The organism is Amycolatopsis sp. NPDC041971 (assembly GCF_055588925.1).
In genome coordinates, this window is sequence record NZ_JBVJCE010000007.1 from 225,663 (window position 1) to 249,127 (window position 23,465).

The window sequence follows — 23,465 nt, forward strand, 5'->3', positions numbered from 1 at the left end:
GCGCTGATCAAGCGCCGTGACCGGGACGCCCCTCGACGATGGAGGAATCGGGACACTCAACGTCCCGATTCCTCCATCGTCGACACCCGGCACTCGCTGAGCGGTCGACCCTCGTACCGCGTCGGTCGGGTGGGTCGTGAGTGGCGTTTCGGGTTCTAGCCCGAAGCGCCACTCACGACCCCGGTGACCGACGCGGCACCGGCGCCCTCTCTCTCGGTGTCACCCAGAAGGGTCGGTGACGGAAGCCGGTTCGCCAAGTGGTCGGACGCGGCTTACAGTCCCTTCATGCCCGGTACACGCTGGAGCCGCTTGCTGTCTACAGCGCTGCTGGTCACGCTCGCCTTGACGGTGATCGCCGTCTGGTCGACCTCGGACGACATCGAGGCCGAGCTGTCGGCGCGCGCGAAATACGCGCTCGCCGACGTCGGCGTCTCCGGCGGCCAGGTGAGCTTCTCCGGTCGCGACGCGAACCTCGCCGGTTTCCCGCCGAACAAGGCCGCGCAGGCGATGGACGCCATCCAGCGGATCGACGGGGTCCGGACGGTCGAGATCTCCGGGGACACCGCCCCGCCCGCCGGTCCGGTGACGACCAGCGGTGAGCCGTCGAGCCCGTCGCCGACGCCGAGCCCGTCGCCCAGCCCGACGCCGACTTCGGCCAAGCCGACGGACAAGGCCGGGTTCCAGGCCGAGCTCGACCGGCTGCTGACGGCCACGCCGATCACGTTCGAACCGGACACCATCGAACTCACCGCCGACGGCGAGCGCGGCGCGCTGGAGATCGCGAAGCTGCTCACGGACGCCCCCGCCGATCTGCGGTTCCGGATCACCGGACAGGTGGCGACCGGTTCCGACCGGCGGCTCGCGCTGAACCGGGCGCTGACGGTGGAGCGGCTGCTGGAGCGCAACGGGGTCAAACGCGATCAGGCGTACTCCACCCAGCGCGGGAACTCCGACGGCGCGAACGGCGAAGGCCGCCGCGTCGACATCACGGCAGAACAGAGGTGATGGCTGAATGTTCTGGCTTTTCGGGCACATCTGGCTCTGGCTGCTCATCTCCTTCGCCCTCGGCTGCGGTGTCACCTGGCTGTCGATGCGCGGTGATCGGCGTGAGCGCACGGCGCCCGAACCGGCGGTCCACGAACCGGTGCACGCCATCGAGGTCCCCGTCGCGCCCGAGCCGGAACCCGAGCCGGTGCCCGAACTGCTGTCCACCGAACGGACGCAGTTCATCCCGCCCGCGCGGGTCCACGACGAAGACGAGCCGTTCGACCAGGAGGCGGAAGGCCACCGTGAGGGTCAACTGACCCCTGAGCTGGTGCAGGCCTACCAGCCGGAGCAGCCGGAACCGGTCGCCAGGAACGGTGAAAGCGGGCACGAACCCGAACCGGTCTGGCCGAGCGACGAGGACTGGCCGCCCGCCGGGCGCGCGCCCGAGCACCGGCCGGGGCGGGGCGGCTGACACCCGCCTGGTAAATTCGGCTACGCACTGTGAGCGTGACGCCGGGTATGTTTCTTCGATCGGGAGCTCCGGCACACGAAGGAGGCTCCGATTTGGCGCTCCCCTATTGGACGCCGCACAACCTGCTGCCTCCGGGCCGCCATCCCGCTGATCTGGCCGACGTCTACGAGCGGCTGGTCTTCGACGCGCCGCACCAGAACGACCGCGAGATCCTGTTCAGCGCGCTGAACAGTTACCTGGGCGTCGCCCGGCGGATCATGCCCACCGGCCGCGCGTGGATCGGCGGCGATCTGACCGCCAGGACCCCGCACGCGCCGATCGGGCTCGACGTGGTGCTGATCCCGGACGAATGGGGCGCGCTCAAACGGCTCGACGACACGGGCCGTTCGGCGCTGTACGGGCTGCTGACCTTGCGCGGGGTCATCGTCGGCCAGCCCGCCATGTATCTCGACCAGGTCCAGCCCGTCGGCGGGATGCTCGACGGTTTCCTCTGCCGCCCCGGCGACGAGGAGATCTGGGAGGAAGTGTGGGCATCGGGTGGCAGGGGAATTCCGGAAGTGATCTGGTGAGGAACGAATTCCGGCGTATCGCCGACGAGATCCCCGGTGGCACCTGGCTCGACGACCTCGCCCGCGCGTCGGCGATGGCCGCTTACGCGAAGTTCGAGCGGACGTCACGTTCGCCGCTGCTTCGCGTGTCCGTGCTCGGCGAGTCGCATCTGGACGCGTACACCTTCTCCGACATCAGCCGCGCGTTGCAGGACGCGACGGCGAAGATCGGGCACATCATCCGCAACCCGTCGGGCGAGGTGACCTTCGTCCAGCCCGCGGACCGGGAGAAGGCCCCGCTGATCCAGCGTGGCCAGGCGGGCAACGCGATCTTCTTCGGTTTCCCCGAACCGGCGCTCGACGACGCGCTCATCCACGACGGGCTCGAGTCGCTGTCCGAACGCGCGGTCAAGGAGCTGTGCGACTTCCTGCCCGCCAACGGCTCCGACGACGGCGCGCTGGACGCGGTGCTGCTGCAGCGCGACACCGTCCGCAACGCGGTCAGCGACATCGTCAACGCGGTCAGCAAACACGCCGGGATCGGCATGGCCCTGACCCCGACCGCCGGCGACGAAGTGACCCGCAGCATGACCACCGAGCAGGCGAGGATCCTGTCCGGGAGCCTGCGCGAGTCGCGGGAGGCCGTCGGTTACGAGACGGTCAGCGGCAGGCTGGACGGGGTCCGCACCCGGCGCCGGATCTTCTATCTCGAACGCGAATCGGGCGGCACGATCCAGGGCGCGGTCGCGCCGGATCTGCTCGACGAGATCAAGGAGAACCTCGACCGGCCGGTGACCGCGCGGCTGCGTGTCGTGCGCACCACGACCATCGACGGCCGCCGCGGCCGTCCGGTGCACGAACTGCTGGAGATCACTCCGGAAGTCAACCTGTTCGATCAGTGATCGGGTTTCCGACATTTCGACGATGCCACAATTCTCGTCAGAAAATGTCGGCAATCGCTTGATTATCGTTGAATGATGACTTTTTCCGGCAGGTAACAATTTCGGCCATTGCCCCGAACGATGGGTTAACGTCTTCGGACGGAAGCCTCCGAAAGGGCATGTATGCCGACCGATCCCCCAGTACCGCACCCGCCTGCCACCCGCTACGGCCCTGGGTTCGCCGCGCACGGAACAAGGCACCGGAAGCCCGAGAACGGCCTGGTCATCGCGGGTTTCCTGGTCGGCATCGCGGCGCTCGGGGTCGCCTTCTTCCCAGTCGTGGGGATCGCCGCATGGCCGCTCGCCGTGATCGGGGTGACTCTTTCCGTGATCGGTTTGACCAAAATCAAGAAGGGCGAAGCCGACAAGAAGGGAATGGGGATCGCGGGACTCGCGCTTTCCATCGCCGGTTTGGTGGCCGCGAGCGGGTTACTGGTCTACACCAGTTTCTTCGCTACCGGCGAGTCGGGACTGCACATCCCGGCCGTCGCCGGGGACAAGAACACCGTCGAGTTCGTCGTCAGCGCTTCGGGCGGCGCGACCGTCCGGTTCGGGTCGCTCAACGACCAGCGTACCGAGACGACCCCGGCGAGCACCGACGAATGGCGCGGCACGGCGTCCTTCAACTCGGGCGAATACCTGCTCACCGTCACCGCGGACACCCGGAACTCGTCGGTCAGCAACCAGATCGCCTGCTCGATCCTGGTCAACGGCCAGAAGGTCGCGGAGAACAAGGGCCAGACCATCGCCCTGTGCACCGCCGCCGCCGGCTGACGCGCCGCCTGGCGGCCGGCCGGTATCGCCCCCACCTCCACCGGCCGGACCGCCACGAGCCGCTCCTGGCGACTCTTCAGACGGGCCGCGGAAAGTGGCCCGCCCGAGCGCCGATCCCTACCGCGTGCCCCTCCCCTAGGGCTCGATCGACGCTGAACGGGACCCTACGCGCGGGAGCGCCGAGGCCACTAAGAATCCGCTAAGGATCACTCACGGACTTTCGTCGAGGTCCGTGAGTTCCGCACGGACGAGTCCGGCGAGTTTCGGATTGGCGTCCGAGAGGATTTTCAGCGCGAGCGCGAATTGCTCGCGGGCACCGTCCACATCCGACCCGGCTCGCAGTACCCGGCCCAACGTCAGTCGCAGCACGCCTTCCTGGAGGACGAACCGCCTGCTGATCGTCAGGTCCACGGCTTCCCAGACGTACCGTTCGGCGGCGGCGAGTTCACCGATCCGCATGCTCAATTCGGCGAGATTGTTCAGCGATACGACGACGTAGCTTTCGTCGCCGAGGGTCCGGTCGATCTCCAGCGAAGCGATCTGGTGCCCGATAGCCTCGATGAACCGCCCTGCCCGTTTTTCCGCCTCGGCGCAGTTGTTGAGCGCCTGCCCGCGCAGTTCGAGATCGCCGGTCCGGTCGGTCTCCTCGACCGCCTGCCGCAACGTCCTGATGGCCTCGTCGTACCGTCCCAGCAACGTCAGCGCGGAGCCGAGGTGGATGTTCGCGGAGATCATCAACCGGCTGTCGCCGATCGCGGTCGCGAGTTCCAGCGCGCGTTCGGCGTCGGCGAGGCACCCTTGCGGCAGTTCGAAAGTGAGCGCGATGGCGCAGCGTGAGATCAGCATCCAGCACCGGCCGAGGACGTCACCGGACCGCTCGGCGGCCTCCAGTCCGATCTCGACCAGCCGCCGCCACTCGTCCAGCAGCGGGTACACCGCGCGATAGGTGTGCGCGACCCTGGCCAGCCGCCAGACGTCGTCGTGACGGCCGCCGGCGCGGGCGGCTTCGAGGACCTCCAGGAGGTTCTCCCATTCCGCGGTGAACCAGTCCTGCGCGTCGGTGAAGGAGGTGATCGGCGGCGTCTGCGCGTCGCTCAGCGCGCCGGTGAAGTCGAGCGGGTCGACGATCCGCAGCATCTTGCGCCGGGCCCGGTCGGCGACGGCCTGATAGAACCGCACCGATCGCGACAGGACGTCTTCCCGGTCGGCTTCGTCGAGTTCGTTCTCCGCCAGTTCCCGGAGGAACAGGCGGACGAGGTCGTGCGGGACGAAGGAGTCGCGGCCGGTTTCGGCGAGCAGGTTGTGCGCGGCGAGCACCCGCAGATGCCGCCGCGCCTCGGCGACGGTGATCCCGCCGATCGCGGCCGTCAGATGGGAACCGGCCGAAACGCACTGGACCACGCCGAGCCGAAGGAACGTGGTCGCGACCTCGGACGGCAGTCCCCGGAACGAGACGTCGAACGCCGCGCGGACCCCGTCGTCCGGGCCCTCGACGTCGAGCGCGGCCAGCCTGGTGCGCTCATTGCCGAGTTCGTCGACCAGATCCTGCGCCGACCACTGCGCGCTGGCGGCGAGCCGGGCTCCCGCGATCCGCAGCGCGAGCGGGAGATAGCCGCAGAGCCGGGCGAGCGCGTGGTTGAGGTCGAATCCGGCGGGCCCGGCGAGTTCCTCGATCAGCCGGACGGCGTCACCGGGCGCGAGCGTGCCGAGCACACGCAGTCTGGCGGCGTTGGACACGGCGAGGCCGTCGAGCCGGGAACGGCTGGTCACCAGCGTCATCGATCGCGAACCGGGCGGCAGCAACGGCCGGACCTGCTCGGCGGAGCGGGCGTTGTCGAGGATCACCAGCATCCGGCGGCCGGCGATCATCGACCGGTAGAGCGCGATGCGTTCGTGGACCTGCTCGGGCACTCCCTCGGCCGGGACACCCAGCCCGAGCAGGAACTGGATGAGCAGATCGGCGGGTTCCAGCGGCGGATGATGCGGATCGAAACCCCGCAACGAGGCGAAGAGGATGCCGTCGGGGAAGCGGCGGCCCGCGCGATGCGCCCACCACACCACCAGGCTGCTCTTGCCGATCCCGGCGGTCCCGGTGACCACGCCGACCGCCGTCTCACCCGCTTCGGCCCGCTCGGCGAGTTCGTCGAGCCAGGCCAGATCGGCCTCGCGACCGGCGAGGTTCGGCACGGCGGGCGGCAACTGCTGGACGGGCGCCGCTTCGGCCTTCGGTTCCGCGACGACCTTGACCGGCAGGTCGTCGTTCAGGACGCGTTCGTGCAGCCAGCGCAGTCCCGCGCCGGGTTCGACGCCGAGGGTGCGCAGGGTCGCCCGGGACACCGTGCGGTAGAGCTCGAGCGCGTCACCGCGGCGCCCGGCGTGGTAGAGCGCGCGCATCAGCTGACCGGCCGTGCGTTCGGCGAGCGGATTCGCGCGGACCAGCGGGCTGAGCTCGACGATCAGTTCCGCGTGCCTGCCGAGTTCGAGATCCGCGTCGACCCTGGCGCCGTGGACGGCGAGCCGCAGATCCTCCAGTTCGGGCGCGCGGACCGAACCCGGAACCCCGGCCAGCGTCGGCCCCTGCCAGAGCGCGAGGGCCTCGGCGAGCAGTTCGGACGCCTTCTCCGGCTCCTCCGCCGAAGCCCGCTCCAGCAGCGACCGGGCGCGGTGGACGTCGATCCGGCCGGGTTCGACGGTGAGCTGGTAACCGGGCGGGGTGGTGAGGATCCGGGCGCCGCGTGCATTGTCGCCCTGGATGTCGCGGAGCACGCGCCGCAGATGCGAGACGTTGCCGTGGACGATCGTGCGGGCCGTGGCAGGCGGATCGTGGCCCCAGAGCGCGTCGATGATCTCGTCGAGCGCGACGACCTTGTTGACCTTCAACGCCAGCAGCGCGAGCAGACCGCGGACGCCGGGCCCGCCGACGGGGACCGGCCGATCGCCGTCGAGGAGCCGCACGGGACCGAGGAGCTGGAAACGGGCAGGGGAACCGCTTTCGCCCACGACAAGCCCCCCTCCTCCGATCTCTCCCCTTACCGGAGTAGCCAACCTACCGCGCGAAGACGCCGCCAACCAGAAAAGCCTCGCGTGCGATACGGACAAACACCCCCAAGCGGGCGGTTGTGTCCACTGTGGACTTCGGTGGCGGCTGTGCTCGCTCACGAAATCGAAAAGGCTCCGTGCCATCAGTCCCGATCTGATGGCACGGAGCCGGGGGATGTCCGATTTGGGCCGCCTGGGGGCGCGACCCACACCGGACATCAGCGTCCACGTCCGGCCGGGGGGCTCACCCCGAGCGAAGAACCCGTTCGGTCGTCGACAACACTTACGTGAGCGAGCCCACTGGCCCACACGCGTGGCGACAACGTAACAGGGTGCATACCGACGGCTACAAGCGCCCCATCATGGCCTTCGCTACCTGCGGTTTCGTCAGCGCGACAGGGGAGTCGAGTCGCGGCCGGCGATGAACGCCGGGCGTGGTTCGATCGCGGCGAACGGCTCCCGCAGCGCGTTTTCGACACTGTTGAACACGAGGAAGATGTTCGACCGCGGGTACGGCGTGATGTTGTTCGACGAACCGTGCATCACGTTCGAATCGAACCAGAGCGCCGAACCGGCCTGTCCGGTGAATTGGTCGATTCCGTGTTCGGCGGCGAGTTTGGTGATGTCCTCCTCGCGGGGGACACCGACCCGCTGCTCTTTCAGCGAACTCTTGTAGTTGTCCTCCGGGGTTTCCCCGGCGCATTGCACGAAGGTCCGGTGCGAACCCGGCATCACCATCAGCCCGCCGTTGAACGGGTAGTTGTCGGTGAGCGCGATGGAGCAGCTCACCGCCCGCGGCACGGGCATGCCGTCCTCGGCGTGCCAGGTCTCGAAGTCCGAGTGCCAGTAGAAGCCGGTGCCCTTGAAGCCGGGCATGTAGTTCACCCGGCTCTGGTGGATGTAGACCTCGGAGCCGAGGATCTGCCGGGCCCGGTCGAGTACGCGCGGGTCCCGGACGAGTTCCGCGATCAGCTCGTTGGTCTCGTGGACATCGAAGATGGAGCGGACTTCACCGGTCTTGGCCTCGGTGATGACGCGCTCGTCGCCGTCGTGGTCCCCGGAGGACATCCGGACGAGTTCCTGCCAGTACGTCTGTACCTCACCAGGCGACAGCAACTGGTCGACGACGGTGTAACCACGCGTCTCGTGGTTGGCGAGGGTGGCCGCGTCCAGGGGACCGTCGGCCTCGGTCCCCCAGACGGTGGGGTGTGTCCTTGGCAGGTGTTCGGGCTTACCCGTGATGCGGGTCGGGTAACTGTCGTCGACTCGGGTGTCGGTCAGCGTCAATGCAGTCGCCTCCTCGAGCGATTTTCTACGGTTCGGTCACGAGCGGGTATACGCCGTTTTCGTCGTGGACCTCGCGGCCGGTGATGGGTGGGTTGAACACGCAGACGCACTTGATCTCGGTCTTGGGCCGGACCTGATGCTTGTCGTGGTCGTTGAGCAGGTACAAGGTGCCCGGCTTCAGCTGGAAGACCTCGCCGGTCGCGGTGTTCTCGAGCTCGCCTTCACCGGAGGTGATGAACACCGCTTCGATGTGGTTCGCGTACCAGAAGTCGTTGACCGTCCCGGCGTACAGCGTGGTCTCGTGCACCGAGAAGCCGACGCCCTCCTTGGCCAGCACGATGCGCTTGCTGCGCCAGTTCGGGGTCTTGATGTCGGCGTCGGTGTCGGTGACCTCGTCGAGTGTTCTGACAAGCAACGGAAAAACTCCTTCTCGTTCTTGGTTGAGGGCGGTCAGTTCAGGACAGTCGCGATGGCCTCGTCGATGATCGACAGGCCCTTCGTGAGCTCCTCGTCGGTCAGCGTGAGCGGCGGGAGCAACTTCATGACCTCGCCGTCGGGGCCGGACGTCTCCATCAGCAGCCCGCGCTCGAAGGCGGCGGCGCAGACCTTGCCCGCGAGGTCGCCGTCGGCGAATTCGAGGCCACGGGCCAGACCGCGGCCCTTCGCGAGCAGGTTCGCGTCCGGGTACGCCTCGACGATGCCTTGGAACGCCGTGGCGATGCGCTCGCCCTTGGCCTTGGTCGACTTCTCCAGCTCGTCGTCGCTCCAGTAGACGCGCAGCGCCTCGGTCGCGGTGACGAACGCCGGGCTGATGCCGCGGAAGGTGCCGTTGTGCTCACCGGGCTCCCAGACGTCGAGGTCCGGGCGGATCAGCGTCAGCGCCATCGGGATGCCGTAGCCGCCGATGGACTTCGACAGGCAGACGATGTCGGGTTTGATGCCCGCGTCCTCGAAGCTGAAGAACGGACCGGTACGGCCGCAGCCCATCTGGACGTCGTCGAGGATCAGCAGGATGCCGTGCTTCTTGCACAGGTCGTCCAGCGCCTTGAGCCACTCGATGCGCGCGGCGTTGATGCCGCCCTCGCCCTGCACGCCTTCGACGATCACGGCGGCGGGCTCGTTCAGGCCGCTGCCGGAGTCCCCGAGCAGCTTCTCGAAGTAGAGGAAGTCCGGGATGGAGCCGTCGAAGTAGTTGTCGTACGGCATCGGGGTGGCGTGCACCAGCGGGACACCCGCGCCGCCGCGTTTCATCGAGTTGCCGGTCACCGAGAGGGCGCCCAGCGTCATCCCGTGGAAGGCGTTGGTGAAGTTGATGACCGATTCCTTGCCGGTCACCTTGCGGGCGAGCTTCAGCGCGGCCTCGACCGCGTTCGCGCCACCAGGGCCGGGGAAAACGACCTTGTAGTCGAGATCGCGCGGCTGGAGGATCGTCTCCTTGAAGGTCTGGAGGAAGTCCCGCTTCGCCACGGTGAACATGTCGAGCGCGTGCGTGACGCCGTCACGGGCGATGTAGTCGATCAGCGCCCGCTTCAGCGCGGGGTTGTTGTGCCCGTAGTTGAGCGCGCCGGCGCCGGCGAAGAAGTCGAGATAGGCCTTGCCGTCCTCGTCGTACAGGTAGCTCCCCTGGGCCCTGTCGAACACCACGGGCCAGCCACGGCTGTAACTGCGTACTTCGGATTCGAGTTCCTCGAAAATGCTCATAACGTTTTCTTTCTCCCTGAGATCCCCGGATTTACGTTCTGGTTATTGCCCGAGCGGACCGATTCGGTACAGGTCCTCCTGCTCGTGCGTTCCTTCCTCGGCCGGGAAATCCGTCGCGGAGAACAGATCCTGGCGTTCCACGGTGGCATCCCACCGCTTGGCGAACGAGGCGAACAACCGGATCGAAGCCTCGTTGTCCGGCGTGATCGTCGTTTCGAGGTATCGCACGCCCTGGGCGGTGAGACGGCTGAACAGCTCGTCGAGCAGGGCTCCGGCCAGGCCTTTTCCCCGCTGGGACGCGTCGACGGCCACCTGCCAGACGAAACAGGTGTCCTGCTTCCGGTACCCGATCACAAAGCCGACCGGGATTCCGTCCACTCGTCCGACGACCGAGGTGTCGGCGAAATCGTGGCACCACAGCAAATAGGCGTAAGGCGTGTTGAGATCGAGCTTCTTCGAATCGCGGGCGATTCTCCAGAGCGCGGCACCGTCCGCCTTGGTCGGGTTTTCGATCAAGTGCTTTCCGGACATGTCCAAGAAACGTACCGGAGGATTCGGGCGCGGTCAGTTCAGCGCGGCGGTGGCAACGCGGCTACCTGCAACAACCTTGAAACACACGTGACAAAGGTAACGGTAACGTTTGAAGCGCAGCACTGTTGGGTAAGGCCGCTTCGCCGCGGCCTCACCGGATGTGACGATACCAACGGTTACCACTTCGTCGCAGGCTCAGGGCGCGATTCGGGGCCCGGATACCCCAAGAAGAGGGCTACTTGCGGCGCGCACGCCCCCGGAAGACGGAAGCGAGCGGCGTCCAGACGGCGGGCAGCACGAGCAGGAGGCAGACGACCAGCCACCAGACCGGCGCCTCGCCGCGCCGCCAGCCCGCGACGACGTCGCCGAGCCGGCCGAACAACGGCTCGCGGACCGGGGGCAGGAACGCGGCGAACAACAACGCGGCCCCCACCAGCACGCCGAACACCGTGAGCACCATCCGCCACGTCCTGCGCAACGTCATCAGGCTGACCACCAGGAACACGAGGGCGCCCGCGGCCACCGGCACGCCGACCCACTGCAGGATGGGGCCGCCCTGCCCGCCGATGACGAAACCGGCCAGCACGGTGATCAGCGCGGCGAGCACGTTCCACGGTGACGGCAGGGTGGCCGCGCCGCGGGTGATCCACCAAGCGCTGCGCCCGGCGGCCTTGGCGAAGGTCGCGGCGGGCTGGACCGACTTCGGCACCCGGGTCGCCCCGGCGGCCGCGTTCAGCCCGGCGGCACCGGCCTTGACCAGCGTCTTCGTCAGCAGCATCGTCCCGCGTTCGTGTTCGAACCGTTCGCCGGAGACCTGGCACGCCTGGAACGCGCGCTGGGTCTGCTCGTCGGTTTCCGGCTCGTTTTCGATCAGGCGCCGGAACCGTTCCGACGGCTTCCCGTTCCCCTTGGCCGTTTTCACGTCGTGTCCACAGTGGAGGCCGACGCAGGGCAGCTCCTCGCGCGCGATCTCCAGCTGCCGGACCCTGGCGAGCACCATCGCCGTCACCGGCATGCTGATCGGCAGGGCGGCTTCGGATTCCACGTCGGCGAGCTCACCGTCGAGGCCGAGGAAAGCCAGCTCCCCGGCCAATTGCGCGCGCAGGGCGGCCGCCTCCTCTTGGGACAGCCCGTCTTCCGTCCCTGGCCGCCGCCAGCCGATCTTCTCGAAGGTGTCCCGCACCTGCGTCCGGAACGCCTCCCGCCCGGCGACGTCACGCAGCAGCCGCAGGCGTTTCGGGTCGAGCAGGCACTGGACCAGCCAGCCCGCGCCGTCGACCCGGCCCCACATCCAGTCGTTCGCGCGCCAGGAAGCCTTGTAGAAAGCGCCGAAATAGTCGGCTTGCATGCCCGTGAGCTTGTCCCACGAACGGCGTCGCTTCATGTCCAGCAGCGTCCGTGAATCCGCGCTCACCTGGACGAGATCCACCCGCTGGTCGACCGACGGCGGCTGCGCGAGCAGTCCCCTGGTCGCGATGTGCAGGCGCACCAGCCGCGAAGTGACGATCCTGTCACCCGCGCTCTCGGCGCCGGAGGTGAGCCCGGTCCACGCCAGCAGCGTGCTGACCGTGTCGGCGGCTTCGGTGCAGGGTTTCGCCTGCGCCAACGGCAAAAGGATCGGCGTCGCCTGCCGGAGCGCGGCGACCACGAGCGGCCACGCCTCCTTCAGCGTGTCCGAGCGGCCGAGCGCGGCCCATTTCCTGGCGAGGCCTTCGATCCAGGCGGCCAGTGTGTCGTCGGCCGTCGGCGGATCCTGTTCGGCGACCCAGCCCGCGAGCCGTTGCCCCCGCGCGGCCTTGTGCCGCGCCTCGTGCAGCAGCACGCGGCAACGGTTGAGCTGAACCGCGTGCTCCGGCGACGGATCGAGCCGGAAACCCGCGTTCACCAGTTGCAGGCCGGTGGCCACCGAATCGTCGAGCGCGGTGGTGCGGAAGGCGATCAGGTCGTCGAGTTCGCAGGTGTCCTTCGGCGGTTCGGCGGGCAGGCCGTCACGCAGCCCCGCCGCCGCGGCCGCGCGCAACTGTGCCGCCGTACCGGACGCCCACTGACGGCCGTGATCCTCCGCATCGGACAGTGAAAGCCCGCGGGTCGCGTCACGGACCAGCGCGGTGGCGTCCTCCTGTACCCGCCGGTCACGGTAATCGTTCATCAGCCGCTGGTCGACCAGCGCGTCCGGACCACCGCGAACCCCCATCGCGGCAAGGGAAACCCGGGTTCCCCTGGTACGGACGACGGCGTCGTTGTGCCGCGTCAGGTCCTCGAGTTCGGCGCTGATCGTCTGGCTCAGCACGGTGCCGACGACCTTGCTCATCGCGGTGCCCAGCAGCGGCGGCCGCTCCGGATCGACCGCGACCCGCCCGGCCTCGCGTTCCGCCGTCGGCACCACGTACAGCAGCAGCCGCCGGACGTCCGAATGCGACTGCCGTTCGAAGATCTCCCGCAGCGCCGGGCGCAACGGCTTGTTGAGCAGCACCCCGCCGTCGGTGAGCCAATGCGACCGCGTGGCGTCGGTGTACCGGGTCATGTCCGGATGCAACGGGCCGGTCTTCTCGCCGATCGGCATCCGGGAAAGTTCGAAGGCGCCGGGGAACGAGGCGGTGGACCGGGCCGCGAGCGCGAGCGGACCCACCACATCTTCCGTCCACAAAGGACCATCGAAGCGGAACAGGAGGCGATGTTCGGTGTCCCGCACCAGGTTGCCGAGCGCGTCGTCGAACCTGGTCGACTCGCCGTCGATCATCGTGCCGGTGAGCAGCACGGTGATGTCCGGGCAGTCGGGTTTCACCGTCGCCTTGTCGGTGATCCGGTGCAGCGCGTCCTTCAGATCCCCGAGCAGCACCTTGTCGCCGTCCAGCAGTGAGCGCGGCTCCTTCTCGCCGGGGTCGCGGATCAGGTTGTCGAGCGAGCCCGTGCTGATCCACGTGTCACGCAGCACCTGCGGGCTCGACCGGAAAGCCTCGGCCAGCCCGAGACACGCCGCGTTGATACCGCCCGCGCTCGTGCCGGTGAGCACGTCGAGCGAGACGCTGGCGTGGAGCAGGTCGAGCAAGGCCCGGTACGGGCTCTCGGATTCCGGCGTTCTCGACGCCTGGAGCAGATGCGAGGTCTCGGTGGCGACCCCGCCCATCCAGACCGCGAGACTCGCCCCGCCCACCATGGTCATCGCCAGCCGGATCTCCTGCGGCCACGGACTCCCCGCGTCGGCCATGTGCGCCCTCCCCAAGGCTCAGTGCAGGGGGCACTTTAGACCGGATGGGCCAGCCGGTGTACCACCGTTGGTGCCGCTTCGCTACCGGGGGTCGTCACCCACCCCCGCATTTCGTCCTCTGAATGCGCTCCTTGCGCGCGCAACTACCGCATTCAGAGGACGAAATGCGGGGCGTCAGGCGGCGAAGTGCTCCAGCAGCAGGACCTGGGCCTCACCGACGGCGCAGCCGAGGACGGCACCGGTCGCGATCAGGATCCATTCGTCCTGCTGGAAGGCAGGACGCAGCAGTCCCTCGAACTCGCGCGGCGACAGCTCCTTCATCTTCGACACCAGTATGTTCCGGATGTCCATCGCGTCGGTCGCGTAATCCTCGATGTACCGCATGGTCTCCGGCAGCTTGTCCATGATCTTCTCGGCGATGTTCAGCTTCATGTCCTGATATCGCCTGCTGCCGACGGCGAACACCACCAGCGGTTTCCCGACGCCGACGCGGCGCCCGAGTTGTTCGTCGAGCTGGCGCTGGATCAGGCCGAGCACCCGGTCCGACAGCGGGCCGTGCAGTACCGCCTCGATCACGTTGTGCGGGGTGATGATCTCCCGCGCGATCAGCGCGCCGTACGCCTCCGCGACCTCGCCGCGTCGCTTGAGGAACAGACCCTGCCAGCGCACGCCGAAGTACCGGCGTTCCTCGATCGGATAGAAGATCATCCGCAGCGCCAGCCAGTCGGTGAACCAGCCGGTGAAAAGCCCGAACAACGGCATGATCAGCGGAAACTTGAACAGGATCCACGCGATCATCTGGATCACGCCGATCAATCCGCCGAAGAAGATGCCGGAGCGGGCGATGAACTTGAACTCCTTGTCGCCCGCCTCCTGGAAGATCCGGTTCAGCAGCCGTTTGTCCTTGACCAGTGCGGTGACCACCATGCCCTTGAGGTCGAACACACTGTCCACATCGGACTTGATCAGCTCCAGCACGGCCGCGACCATCCGCGGTGTCTCGGCCTGGACGCGTTGGATCACCAGCCGCTGCATGCCCACCGGCAGGGATTCCCACAGCCCCGGCCGGTAGTGGGCCGCGACGTCGCGCACGATGTCCTCGACGGCGGCCTGGAGCGGTTTTTCGATCTCCTTGGCGATCCTCCGCGGATCGAGCCGGGCGACGACCTCCGCCGGTTCGATCAGCTGCTCGGTCATCGTGTCGCAGGCGATACTCGCCATCCGCGCGGCGCGTTTGGGCACGATGCCCTGCCAGCCGAGGAAGGGTTTGATCCCGACGAACTCGACCGGCTGGAACATCATCCGGATCGCGACGAGTTTGGTGGTGTAGCCGATCAGGGCGGCGACGATCGGGATGGAGACATAGATCGGCCAATGCTGGGCGAAGTCGGCGAGGATCCCGTCGAGGAACGCACCCATGCCGGGGTCAGCCGGCGCTCGGGTCGCAGGCCTGCCAGAACTGGGCGCCGAGGCGGGAAATATGGACGGTGCGTTTGACGAACTTGGCCCGTTTGACCGACTTCTCCGCCTCGCGGACGGTCTCGTCGGTCAGCAGGATCTCGTACTGCGTCTCGAGCGCGGGCACCTCTTCGTCCAGCTCGACCAGGCCGAGCCCGATCAGCCTGGTGAGGTAGCCGGGCACCTGGTCGGGCAGCGACACCCCGGCCGCCTTGCCGACCGTGGAGGCGTTGCGCAGTACGAATCGCCCGGCCGCACCGAGGTTCGTCCGCTCGGCGACGTCGACGGCGGGGAACGGCGAGCCGTCGGAAAGCGCGGAAAGGATGCGGGCCTCGTCCGGCGTGAGCTGCCGCAGGATGATCGCGTAGAGGTATTCGCGGGCCCGCTCGCGGCCGAAGCCGATCGAGTGGTTGAGCAGTTCCGCCATCGCGGCGCGGAGCGGTTCCAGCCGGGCGCGAGTGTGCACGAGGGTGATGGTCGCCTCGACCGGCCGCGAACCGTTGGTGCCGGGCCGGTTCATCGCGGACGCGGCGGTGAGCGCGGCGTGGTACGGGTCGTCGACCTCGTCGAGACGGCGGCGCAGCTCGGAAAGCAACTGCCGCTCACCCTCTTTGATGACCTGCTCGGCGATTTCGACGCCGGGGAGTTTGCGGGTGAACTCGAAACCCGTGCGGGCGGCCCAGCCCGCCAGCTGTCCCGCGCGTTTGGCGAAAGCGGCCAGGTCTTCTCCGGCGGGTCGATCGTCGCTCACGGGTACTCCCCTCACGTTCGCGCTGATGCTACCTGCGAGTAGGCCGAAGGGCCGAAATTGTGATCGACGAGGGTGTTTGGATGGAGACATGAGCTTCACGCGCTGGGGTCCGCCGATCGACGTCCTCCCGCTGTTCGCGCGGGAAGAGCAGGCGTTGCTGGACGTTCTCACCGGACTGGACGCGGAACGGTGGGCCGCGCCGACGGTGTGCGCGGGCTGGACGGTGCACGATCTCGCCGCCCACATCCTGGGCGGCAAACTCGGCAGACTGTCGCGCGACCGCGACGAGTACCGGACGACGGCGCCGCGTGCGGGCGAACGGTTCGGGGACTTCATCGACCGGATCAACGACGAATGGGTGGTCGCGTGCCGCAGGCTGTCTCCGGAAGTGCTGTTCGCGATGCTGGTGGACAGCACCTCGCAGATCGCCGAGATGTGGGGCCGCGCCGACCTCGACGGCGTCGGTGAGCCGGTGAGCTGGGCCGGGGACGAACCGGCGCCGGTGTGGCTCGACGTCGCCCGCGAGTACACCGAGTTCTGGGTGCACCAGCAGCAGATCCGCGAGGCCGTGAGCGCGCGGACGCTCGATGAGAAGGAGTTCCGCGGGCCGGTGGTCGACACCTTCATGCGGGCACTGCCGCACACCCTGCGTGACGTCGACGCGCGCGTCGGCAGGCAGGTCGTCCACACCGTGACCGGTCAGGGCGGCGGGAAATGGACGGCCGAGCGGACCGCCGACGGCTGGGCCCTCGACCGCGTCGCGCCGACGTCACGCTCGCCGCTGGCCTCGGTGACGACGGACGCGGACACCTTCTGGCGGCTGTGCACCGGGAACCCGGCGGACCGCGACCGGGTCACCGCCAAGGGCGACGAAAACGTTTGCGCCACCTTGCTCGGGATGACGTCGATCATCACATCAGGTAACGACGCACCTTCTCCGGCCGGATGACGAGCCGGACGAGATCCAGGTTCTGGATCACGGCGAGTTCGCCGGCGTGGGCCGGGTCTTCGAGGTCCCAGTAACGCTCGGCGAGGCGCGCGGCCAGTTCATGCGCCCCGTCGGGCTCCACCGTGACGCGGCCGGCGACCGACACCCAGCGCTCGCGTTCGCCCACCGGGGCGGCCACGATGATCGAGGCGCGGGGATCGTCGTCCAGCCGCCGGACCTTGGGCGACTCGCGGGGCGTGAACAGCTGGATCGCGCCTTCGCCGGTCGCCTCGAACCACACCGGCCGGACCGGACCACCGCCCACGGCCAGAAACCCGTGCAGGGGGCGGCGGAGGAATTCGAGGTCGTCAGTGGTCAGCATGAGCTCGATTCAACCCGGCCCGCTTGGACGTGCCCATAGGCGAGAGGCCGGATCGCCTGTGTATTCGTCTAACCTCGCGAGGGTGGACGTGTTCAGTGACCTGATCCGGGGCGTGCGGTCCCACGGCTCGTTGTTCGGCAGTTCGGCCCTGTCCCCGCCCTGGTCACTGCGTTTCGTGGACGGCGCGCCGCTCACCCTGTGCGCCGTGCTCACCGGGGCGGGCTGGATCGTGCCGGAGGACGGTCCGCCCGAGCCGCTTCGCGCGGGCGAGTCGGCCATCGTGCGTGGCCCTTCGATCTTCACCTTCGTCGACGAAATCGGCACCTCGGCCGAGCCGATCGCGTGTGGCGAGCACTGTGCGACGCCCGAACAGGGCGGGACGCGCCATCGTCTCGGCTGGGTCGACGACCCCGGCGGCGAGACGACCCTCATCGTCGGCGCGTATCCGGTTCGCGGCGAGATCGGCCGTCCGCTGCTGGACGCGCTGCCGGTCGTGCTGCGGGTGGACGCCGGGGGCGCGGGCGACCCCGTGCTGGAGCACCTCGCCGCCGAGGTCGCCATCGACGCGCCGGGGCAGCAGGTGGTCCTCGACCGGCTGCTGGACTGGTTGCTGGTCTGCTCGCTGCGCGAATGGTTCGACCGGCCCGGCGGCAGGCCCCCGGCGTGGTGGGCCGCGCAGCGGGATCCCGTGATCGGCGACGCGCTGCGCCTGCTGCACGCGGAACCGGCGGCGCCGTGGACGGTCGGCGCGCTGGCCGGGCGGACCGGGGTTTCGCGGTCGACGCTGGCCAAACGGTTCGCCGACCTGGTCGGCGAACCACCGCTGACCTACCTCACCCGCTGGCGGATGACCCTCGCGGCGGATCTCCTCGCCGGTCCGGGATCCGCGACCATCTCCGACATCGCCCGCACCGTGGGCTACTCCGATCCGTTCGGGTTCAGCGCGGCGTTCAAACGCGTGCGCGGGGTCAACCCGAGCGAGTTCCGGCGCGGCGTCCTTCAGCGCGGTTGATGCCGGGACTTCTTGGCCTGCTTGCGCAATTGCAGGATCCGGGCGCCGCCGACGAGCGCGACCAGCGCCCCGCCGGCGATCACGGAGAACAACATCGCGACCGCCAGCGGCATGCTGCCGGACATACCGAGGAAGTACACGGTGGCCGTGTCCTGGTTCTGCAGGATGAACACGAGCAGGAACACCAGCACGATCAACGCCACGACGACGGCGACCCAGGTGCCGCTCACCCGGGTCCGTTTGAGTTTCGGAGCGGCGCCGAATTCACCGCCGTGGCGTCCGCCGCCCGCGGTGCCGGACGGCGAGGCGGGCTCGACCGGAATGTCGGAGGCACCCTCCTGCGGCTGCGTCATGCGGGACAGTGTCCGCCGAAACGGACTTGATCGCCCTCTCAAGCGTCCGAACGGGTGACCTCGTCCGCCGCGCGCAGCACGCGCAAAGTGTTCTTCCCGGCCAATTTCGCGCAGTCCTCTTCACTCCAGCCGCGTTCCAGCAGCGCGGCGAACAGCACCGGATACTTCGAAACGTCTTCGAGGCCTTCGGGCAGCGTCGCGACTCCGTCGTAGTCGCCGCCGAGACCGATGTGGTCGACTCCGGCCACTTCGCGCGCGTGCTCGATGTGCGCGACGACGTCGTCGATGCCTGCCTTCGGCTTTTCGGGGCCGCCTCGTTCCGCGGTGAATTTCGTGCGCTGGTCGATGTTCCGGTAGTCCTTGCCCGCGGTTTCCATGTCCTGGCGCAGCTGGTCGTCCCACTCGGCGACCTTCGGTGAGATGAAGCCCGGCACGAACGTCACCATCGCGACGCCGTCCTTGGCGGCCAGGGTTTCCAGGACGTCGTCGGGGATGTTGCGGGGATGGTCGTTGACCGCGACGCACGAGGAGTGGCTGAAGATCACCGGCGCGGAACTGACCTCCAGCGCGGCGCGCATCGTGCTCGGCGCGACATGCGAGAGGTCGACCAGCATGCCGATCTTGTTCATCTCGCGGACCACGTCCCGCCCGAACTCGGTGAGCCCGCCGTGCGCCGGTTCGTCGGTGCCGGAATCGGCCCAGGTGGTGTTGTAGTTGTGCGTCAACGTCATGTAGCGGACGCCGAGCCGGCGCAGGATCCTCAGCACGCCAAGGGATTCCGCGATGCTGTGACCACCCTCGGCGCCCAGCAGCGACGCGATCTTGCCGTCACGGAAGGCGGCTTCGGCCTCATCGGCGGTGTCCACGAGGGCGAGGCGATCGGGGTAACGCTCGGCCATCTGGTGCACGATCTCGATCTGTTCGAGCACCGCCGTCACCGCGCTGTGCCCTTCGAACTGGCAAGGCACGTAGACGGACCAGAACTGCATACCGAGCCTGCCTTCGGCGAGCTTCGGGAAGTCGGTGTGCAGATGCGGCTGACGGACCGTGAGATCCGTGCCGGCCACGGCCTCGACCGGATCCGGCCCGGTCGTGACCCGCAGCTCCCATGGCAGATCGTTGTGCCCGTCCGCGAGGAGCACCCTCTCGAGCAGGGCCTGGGCGCGGACGAGGTCCCCGTTAGTCATCCGGCGATGTTACGTACGCGTGCTTTGCTCTCCCCGCTCCCCGTGGAGCCACCCCGCGGCCGCTACCAAACCGTTGCCGGTGACCTGGTGCCCACCGGGATGGCGGTGGGCGACGACGGCCGCGGAGCGCTCGCGCAGGTCACGGACGAGCGTGTCCGCCGAAGCGAGCGGCGCCATCGGATCGTGCTCGCCGTTGGACAGGAACACCCGCGTATCGGACAGATCGTGACGTGGCGGCGAAGGAAGCGGAGACATCGCCGCGAACAGCGCGGCCTCCCTGACGGCGTCCGGGCGGAGCAGGGTCACCGCGGCGGCGATGTTGGCGCCGTTGGAGAACCCGATCGCGACCAGCCGCCGATCACCGAGGCCGTACTTTTCGCGCGAAGCGAGCACGAAGTCGGCCAGCTGGTTCGCGCGGAAGACGACGTCCTCGTGGTCGAAAACGCCCTCCGTCAGCCTTCGGAACCACCGGGCGGCGCCGTGTTCCGACACCGGCCCGGCCGGCGCGAGCAGCGCCGACGTCGGGCTCAGCTGCCGGGCGAGCGGCACGAGGTCGTCCGGCCCGCCGCCGGTGCCGTGCAGGAGCAGCAGCACCGGCTCGTCGGGCGCCCCTTCGACGTACTTGTGCGCCAAGTCCGTCATCGCGGGTTGTTCTCGTTCGGGAGGTCCAGCTTCGGCAGCATGGCCTCGATGTCCTCGCGTTCGGGCTCCAGCCACGGCGGCAGTTTCAGCGCGCGGCCGAGTTCGAGCAGCGGCTCGTCGATCGCGAAGCCGGGCTCGTCGGTCGCGACCTCGAGCAAGGTGCCGCCCGGCTCACGGAAGTAGATCGAACGGAAGTACTGACGGTCCAAAATGGACGTCACGTTCACGCCGTCGTCGATCAGTTCGTCGCGCCAGGCGGCCTGGGTCTGCTCGTCCGGCGCGCGCCAGGCGACGTGGTGCACGGTGCCCGCCGCCACCAGCCCGCGCGGGGCGTCCGGCGTGACCAGGACGTCGACGAGCGCGCCGGGGCCGCCTTCACCGGCGGAGAACCGCAGGCGGTTGCCCTCCTGGTGGTCGAAGGTCAGGCCGAGCCCGTCGGTCAGCATCCCGGCGGTCGCGTCCTCTTTGGACACCGAGAGCGTGACGGAGTGCAGCCCGCGGATCGCGTGTTCGGCGGGGACGAGCTTCGTGTCCCACGGATCACGCGGGTCGCCCTGCGGATGCGCGACGAGCGCGAGCTTCAAGCCGTCCGGGTCGGCGAAGGTGAGCGTCTCCTCGCCGTCGGAGTTGCGGATCTGGCTGGTCTCGACGCGGCTTTCGGCGAGGTGCCGCTTCCACCAGCCGAGCGAGGTCTCCGGCACGGAGAACGAAGTCGTGGTCGCCTGGCCGGTGCCGTGACGGCCCTTCGGCGCGTCCTTCCACGGGAAGAACGTCATCAGCGAGCCGGGCTTGCCCGCCCCGTCGCCGTAGTAGAGGTGAAAGGTGCCGGGGTCGTCGAAGTTGACCGTGGTCTTCACCAGCCGCAGGCCGAGGGCCCGGGTGTAGAAATCCACGTTGCGCTGGGGATCGCCACCGATCGCGGTGACGTGGTGCAGGCCCGAGGTCTTGATCGACATGGTGGCCCCTTCCTCTGGTAGCCGGTGAACTCAAGTTAATCCGACAACCTCTCGCGCGCAAGATATATTCCGGAGAGACTTCTTGGTGTACCCTCGCTCGCGTGACAGGGGTGAAATCGGAGGAACCGAACGACGACGAAGTGGTCACGTGGTGGGGCCTGGTGATCGAGGGCTACCTGGCCACGCAGAACAAGCTGATGGGCGAGATCGCCGAACGGTTCGGCCTGGCGCCGGCGTCGTTCGACATCCTGCTGCGGCTCGTCCGGTCACCCGAGCACCGGATGCCGATGACGCGGCTGGCCGTCGAGGCGGCGTTGTCCAGCGGCGGGTTCACCAAGGTCGCGGACAGGCTGGTGGCCGCGGACCTGATCTGCCGCGTGCCCAGTCCGGACGACCGCCGTGTCACCTTCGCGGCGCTCACCGAGCACGGCCTCGACGTCGCGGAGCGGGCGCGGGAGGCATGTGCGGAAATCCTGCGGCGCATCGTCCTGACCCCCCTGGGCGACGACGCGCACGACCTGGCCGAGGCCATGCGGACCCTGCGCACCGTCAACGGCGCTTGACACCCACGCCGGAACTCGCGTGCTTCACGCCGGATCTCGCGTGATCAGACGCGGGACTCGCGTGATTGAAGGCGGAACACGCGAGATCCGGGTTCAATCACGCGAGATCCGGGTTCAATCACGCGAGATCGGGGTTAGCCGGGCAGGGGTGAGGCGGGGTCGGGCTGGTAGGCCCGCACCTCGTCCATGTCCCGCACCAGTTCCCGGATGACGTTGCGCCGGATCTTGCCGGTCGCCGTCTTCGGCAGTTCGCCCAGCTCGACGACGCTCCGCGGCCGTTTGAACGACGCGAGCCCGGCCCGGCAGAACTCGATCAGCTCGTCCGCGTCCAGCCGGTGTCCTGGCACGCCGACCACGCACGCGACCGGTTTTTCGATGCCGTCGGCGTCGAAAGCGGCCACCACCGCGACCTCGGCGACCGCCGGATGTTTCAGCAGCCTGTCCTCGACCTCGGCGGGCGAGACCCAGATCCCGCCCGGTTTCAACATGTCGTCGAACCGCCCGAGGCAGGTGTAGCTGCCGTCGGCGTTGCGCACGAAACTGTCGCCCGTGCGCAGCCATTCGCCCTGGAAGACCTGTTTCGTCGTCTCGTACCGCGCCCAGTACCCGGTCGCGATCGACGGTCCGGCGACGAACAGCTCGCCCGGTTCCCCGTCCGGCACGGGCGCGCCGTGCTCATCGCGCAGGACGATCTCGTAGCCGGGCACGGGAACCCCGGTGCTCCCGGGACGGACTTGCCGCGCCCGGTTGGACAGGAAGATGTGCAACGCCTCCGTCGAGCCGATGCCGTCGAGGATCTCGACACCGAACCGGTCACGGAACCGTTCGTACAGCACGGCGGGCAGCGGCTCCCCCGCCGAGACCGCTTGGCGCACCGAAGAGAACGTGTCGTCGGGGATGTCGCTGGCGAGCAGCGCAGCATAGAAGGTCGGGACGGCGAAGAACAACGTCGGCCGCTCCTCGCGGGCCCTGGCGGCGATCAGCCCCGGGGTCGGCCTCGCCGGTTCGAGCAGCGCCGTCCCACCCGCCGCGAGCGGGAAGAACGCCGAATTCCCCAGGCCGTAGGCGAAGAACAGCTTCGGGACGGAAAGGAATCGGTCGTTCGGCCCGACGTCCAGCACGTCGCGCGCATACGTCTCGCATACCGCCCGGATACCCGCGTGCCGGTGCATCGCGCCCTTCGGCTTGCCCGTCGTCCCCGAGGTGTACAACCAGAGCGCGGGCGAGTCCTCCCAGGTCGGCGACGGCGTGAAACCGTCATCCTCCACTGTGGACAGATCACTCCACTGACGCGCGCGGACCCCGGACGGCAGTTCGGCCGCCTTCGCCCTGTCCAGCACGACGTCGGTGACCTCCGGCGCCAGCCCCAGCGCGACCGTCGCCTGCGCGGCGAACTCGCCGGAAACGCACAGCACCCTGGCCCGCGAATCGGCGAGCATCTTGCCGAGGTCGAGCCCGGTGACCATGGTGGACACCGGCACCGCGACCGCTCCGGCCAGCATCGCGCCGAGGATCCCGGTGAGCAGTTCGACGTCGTCGACCATGCAGAACAGGACACGCTCCTCGGGGCGGACGCCGATCGCCTTCAGCCCCGCGGCGACCCGGCGGGTCTCGGCCGCGAGCTCCGCGTACGTGAGACTTCGCCGCGGGGAAACGACCGCGTCCTTCGTCCCGCGCCCTTCCGCCAGATGCCGGTCGAGCAGGTAGCTCGCCGCGTTGAACCCGGTAGCGGCAGCGGTCACGGG

The 23,465-nt window shown here is 68.5% G+C and carries 22 protein-coding genes; 8 read left to right on the forward strand and 14 right to left on the reverse strand.

Annotation, left to right across the window (positions count from 1 at the left end; translation table 11 throughout):
* Nucleotides 1-285: 285 nt before the first annotated feature.
* The 5 genes from ACZ6DT_RS16975 (at nt 286) to ACZ6DT_RS16995 (ending at nt 3,722) form a co-directional block, all read left to right on the forward strand.
* The gene (locus ACZ6DT_RS16975; RefSeq protein WP_465595370.1) at nt 286-1,005 is read left to right on the forward strand and encodes an OmpA family protein; all 720 of its coding nucleotides are present in this window, start codon (nt 286-288) and stop codon (nt 1,003-1,005) included.
* A 7-nt stretch (nt 1,006-1,012) separates the two neighbouring features.
* Nucleotides 1,013-1,459 carry a hypothetical protein gene (locus ACZ6DT_RS16980; RefSeq protein ID WP_465595372.1) on the forward strand — a complete coding sequence of 149 codons (447 nt, stop codon included), beginning with the start codon at nt 1,013-1,015 and terminating at the stop codon, nt 1,457-1,459.
* 92 nt (nt 1,460-1,551) lie between these two features.
* Nucleotides 1,552-2,028: a DUF6932 family protein gene (locus ACZ6DT_RS16985; protein ID WP_465595375.1), complete on the forward strand. Its 477-nt coding sequence runs from the start codon at nt 1,552-1,554 to the stop codon at nt 2,026-2,028.
* Complete coding sequence (locus ACZ6DT_RS16990) at nt 2,025-2,909, forward strand: hypothetical protein (protein ID WP_465595378.1); 885 nt, start codon at nt 2,025-2,027, stop codon at nt 2,907-2,909. The genes ACZ6DT_RS16985 and ACZ6DT_RS16990 overlap by 4 nt, the downstream gene beginning before the upstream one ends.
* Nucleotides 2,910-3,071: 162 nt before the next feature.
* Nucleotides 3,072-3,722: a DUF4190 domain-containing protein gene (locus ACZ6DT_RS16995; protein WP_465595381.1), complete on the forward strand. Its 651-nt coding sequence runs from the start codon at nt 3,072-3,074 to the stop codon at nt 3,720-3,722.
* A 210-nt stretch (nt 3,723-3,932) separates the two neighbouring features.
* On the opposite strand, the gene ACZ6DT_RS17000 is transcribed toward ACZ6DT_RS16995, so the two are convergent.
* From ACZ6DT_RS17000 to ACZ6DT_RS17035, 8 genes are all read right to left on the reverse strand, one after another.
* Nucleotides 3,933-6,722, reverse strand: coding sequence for an AfsR/SARP family transcriptional regulator (locus tag ACZ6DT_RS17000; RefSeq protein WP_465595384.1), 2,790 nt, complete (start codon nt 6,720-6,722; stop codon nt 3,933-3,935).
* 426 nt (nt 6,723-7,148) lie between these two features.
* Entirely contained in the window at nt 7,149-8,048 is a 900-nt protein-coding gene (thpD, locus tag ACZ6DT_RS17005) for an ectoine hydroxylase (protein ID WP_465595387.1), read from the reverse strand.
* Nucleotides 8,049-8,073: 25 nt separating this feature from the next.
* Complete coding sequence (locus ACZ6DT_RS17010) at nt 8,074-8,463, reverse strand: ectoine synthase (RefSeq protein ID WP_007033454.1); 390 nt, start codon at nt 8,461-8,463, stop codon at nt 8,074-8,076.
* Between the two features lie 35 nt (nt 8,464-8,498).
* On the reverse strand, nt 8,499-9,749 hold the full coding sequence (ectB, locus tag ACZ6DT_RS17015) for a diaminobutyrate--2-oxoglutarate transaminase (protein WP_465595390.1): 1,251 nt from the start codon (nt 9,747-9,749) through the stop codon (nt 8,499-8,501).
* Between the two features lie 42 nt (nt 9,750-9,791).
* On the reverse strand, nt 9,792-10,280 hold the full coding sequence (gene ectA / locus ACZ6DT_RS17020) for a diaminobutyrate acetyltransferase (protein WP_465595393.1): 489 nt from the start codon (nt 10,278-10,280) through the stop codon (nt 9,792-9,794).
* A 235-nt stretch (nt 10,281-10,515) separates the two neighbouring features.
* Nucleotides 10,516-13,488 (reverse strand): patatin-like protein, encoded by a 2,973-nt coding sequence (locus ACZ6DT_RS17025; RefSeq protein ID WP_465595396.1) that lies wholly within the window; start codon nt 13,486-13,488, stop codon nt 10,516-10,518.
* A gap of 174 nt (nt 13,489-13,662) precedes the next feature.
* Nucleotides 13,663-14,907 carry a DUF445 domain-containing protein gene (locus ACZ6DT_RS17030; protein ID WP_465595399.1) on the reverse strand — a complete coding sequence of 415 codons (1,245 nt, stop codon included), beginning with the start codon at nt 14,905-14,907 and terminating at the stop codon, nt 13,663-13,665.
* A gap of 7 nt (nt 14,908-14,914) precedes the next feature.
* A complete protein-coding gene (locus tag ACZ6DT_RS17035; RefSeq protein WP_465595402.1) occupies nt 14,915-15,697 on the reverse strand; it encodes an Abi-alpha family protein in 783 nt (260 codons plus the stop codon).
* A gap of 88 nt (nt 15,698-15,785) precedes the next feature.
* Here ACZ6DT_RS17035 and ACZ6DT_RS17040 point away from each other — a divergent pair, with 88 nt between their 5' ends.
* Nucleotides 15,786-16,646, forward strand: a complete 861-nt coding sequence (locus ACZ6DT_RS17040; protein ID WP_465595405.1) for a maleylpyruvate isomerase family mycothiol-dependent enzyme — start codon at nt 15,786-15,788, stop codon at nt 16,644-16,646.
* On the opposite strand, the gene ACZ6DT_RS17045 is transcribed toward ACZ6DT_RS17040, so the two are convergent.
* Entirely contained in the window at nt 16,609-17,007 is a 399-nt protein-coding gene (locus tag ACZ6DT_RS17045; protein ID WP_465595408.1) for a pyridoxamine 5'-phosphate oxidase family protein, read from the reverse strand. The two genes, ACZ6DT_RS17040 and ACZ6DT_RS17045, sit on opposite strands and share 38 nt — an antisense overlap.
* 82 nt (nt 17,008-17,089) lie before the next feature.
* Between ACZ6DT_RS17045 and ACZ6DT_RS17050 the strand changes: the two genes are divergently transcribed.
* Entirely contained in the window at nt 17,090-18,019 is a 930-nt protein-coding gene (locus ACZ6DT_RS17050) for a cupin domain-containing protein (protein ID WP_465595411.1), read from the forward strand.
* Here the strand turns inward: ACZ6DT_RS17050 and ACZ6DT_RS17055 are convergent.
* Genes ACZ6DT_RS17055 through ACZ6DT_RS17070 form a run of 4 tightly spaced genes read right to left on the reverse strand, consistent with a single transcriptional unit; the run spans nt 18,007 to nt 21,157 of the window.
* Nucleotides 18,007-18,372: a LapA family protein gene (locus tag ACZ6DT_RS17055; RefSeq protein ID WP_465595414.1), complete on the reverse strand. Its 366-nt coding sequence runs from the start codon at nt 18,370-18,372 to the stop codon at nt 18,007-18,009. The two genes, ACZ6DT_RS17050 and ACZ6DT_RS17055, sit on opposite strands and share 13 nt — an antisense overlap.
* Nucleotides 18,373-18,410: 38 nt before the next feature.
* Entirely contained in the window at nt 18,411-19,559 is a 1,149-nt protein-coding gene (locus ACZ6DT_RS17060; RefSeq protein ID WP_465595417.1) for a dipeptidase, read from the reverse strand.
* Between the two features lie 9 nt (nt 19,560-19,568).
* A complete protein-coding gene (locus ACZ6DT_RS17065) occupies nt 19,569-20,201 on the reverse strand; it encodes an alpha/beta hydrolase (RefSeq protein WP_465595420.1) in 633 nt (210 codons plus the stop codon).
* Complete coding sequence (locus ACZ6DT_RS17070) at nt 20,198-21,157, reverse strand: ring-cleaving dioxygenase (RefSeq protein ID WP_465595423.1); 960 nt, start codon at nt 21,155-21,157, stop codon at nt 20,198-20,200. Before ACZ6DT_RS17070 ends, ACZ6DT_RS17065 begins: the two co-directional genes overlap by 4 nt.
* A gap of 101 nt (nt 21,158-21,258) precedes the next feature.
* On the opposite strand from ACZ6DT_RS17070, the gene ACZ6DT_RS17075 reads away from it, so the two are divergent.
* Entirely contained in the window at nt 21,259-21,720 is a 462-nt protein-coding gene (locus tag ACZ6DT_RS17075) for a MarR family winged helix-turn-helix transcriptional regulator (protein ID WP_465595426.1), read from the forward strand.
* Between the two features lie 134 nt (nt 21,721-21,854).
* Here the strand turns inward: ACZ6DT_RS17075 and ACZ6DT_RS17080 are convergent, their stop codons facing one another.
* Nucleotides 21,855-23,462, reverse strand: coding sequence for a benzoate-CoA ligase family protein (locus ACZ6DT_RS17080; protein WP_465595429.1), 1,608 nt, complete (start codon nt 23,460-23,462; stop codon nt 21,855-21,857).
* Nucleotides 23,463-23,465: the final 3 nt, after the last annotated feature.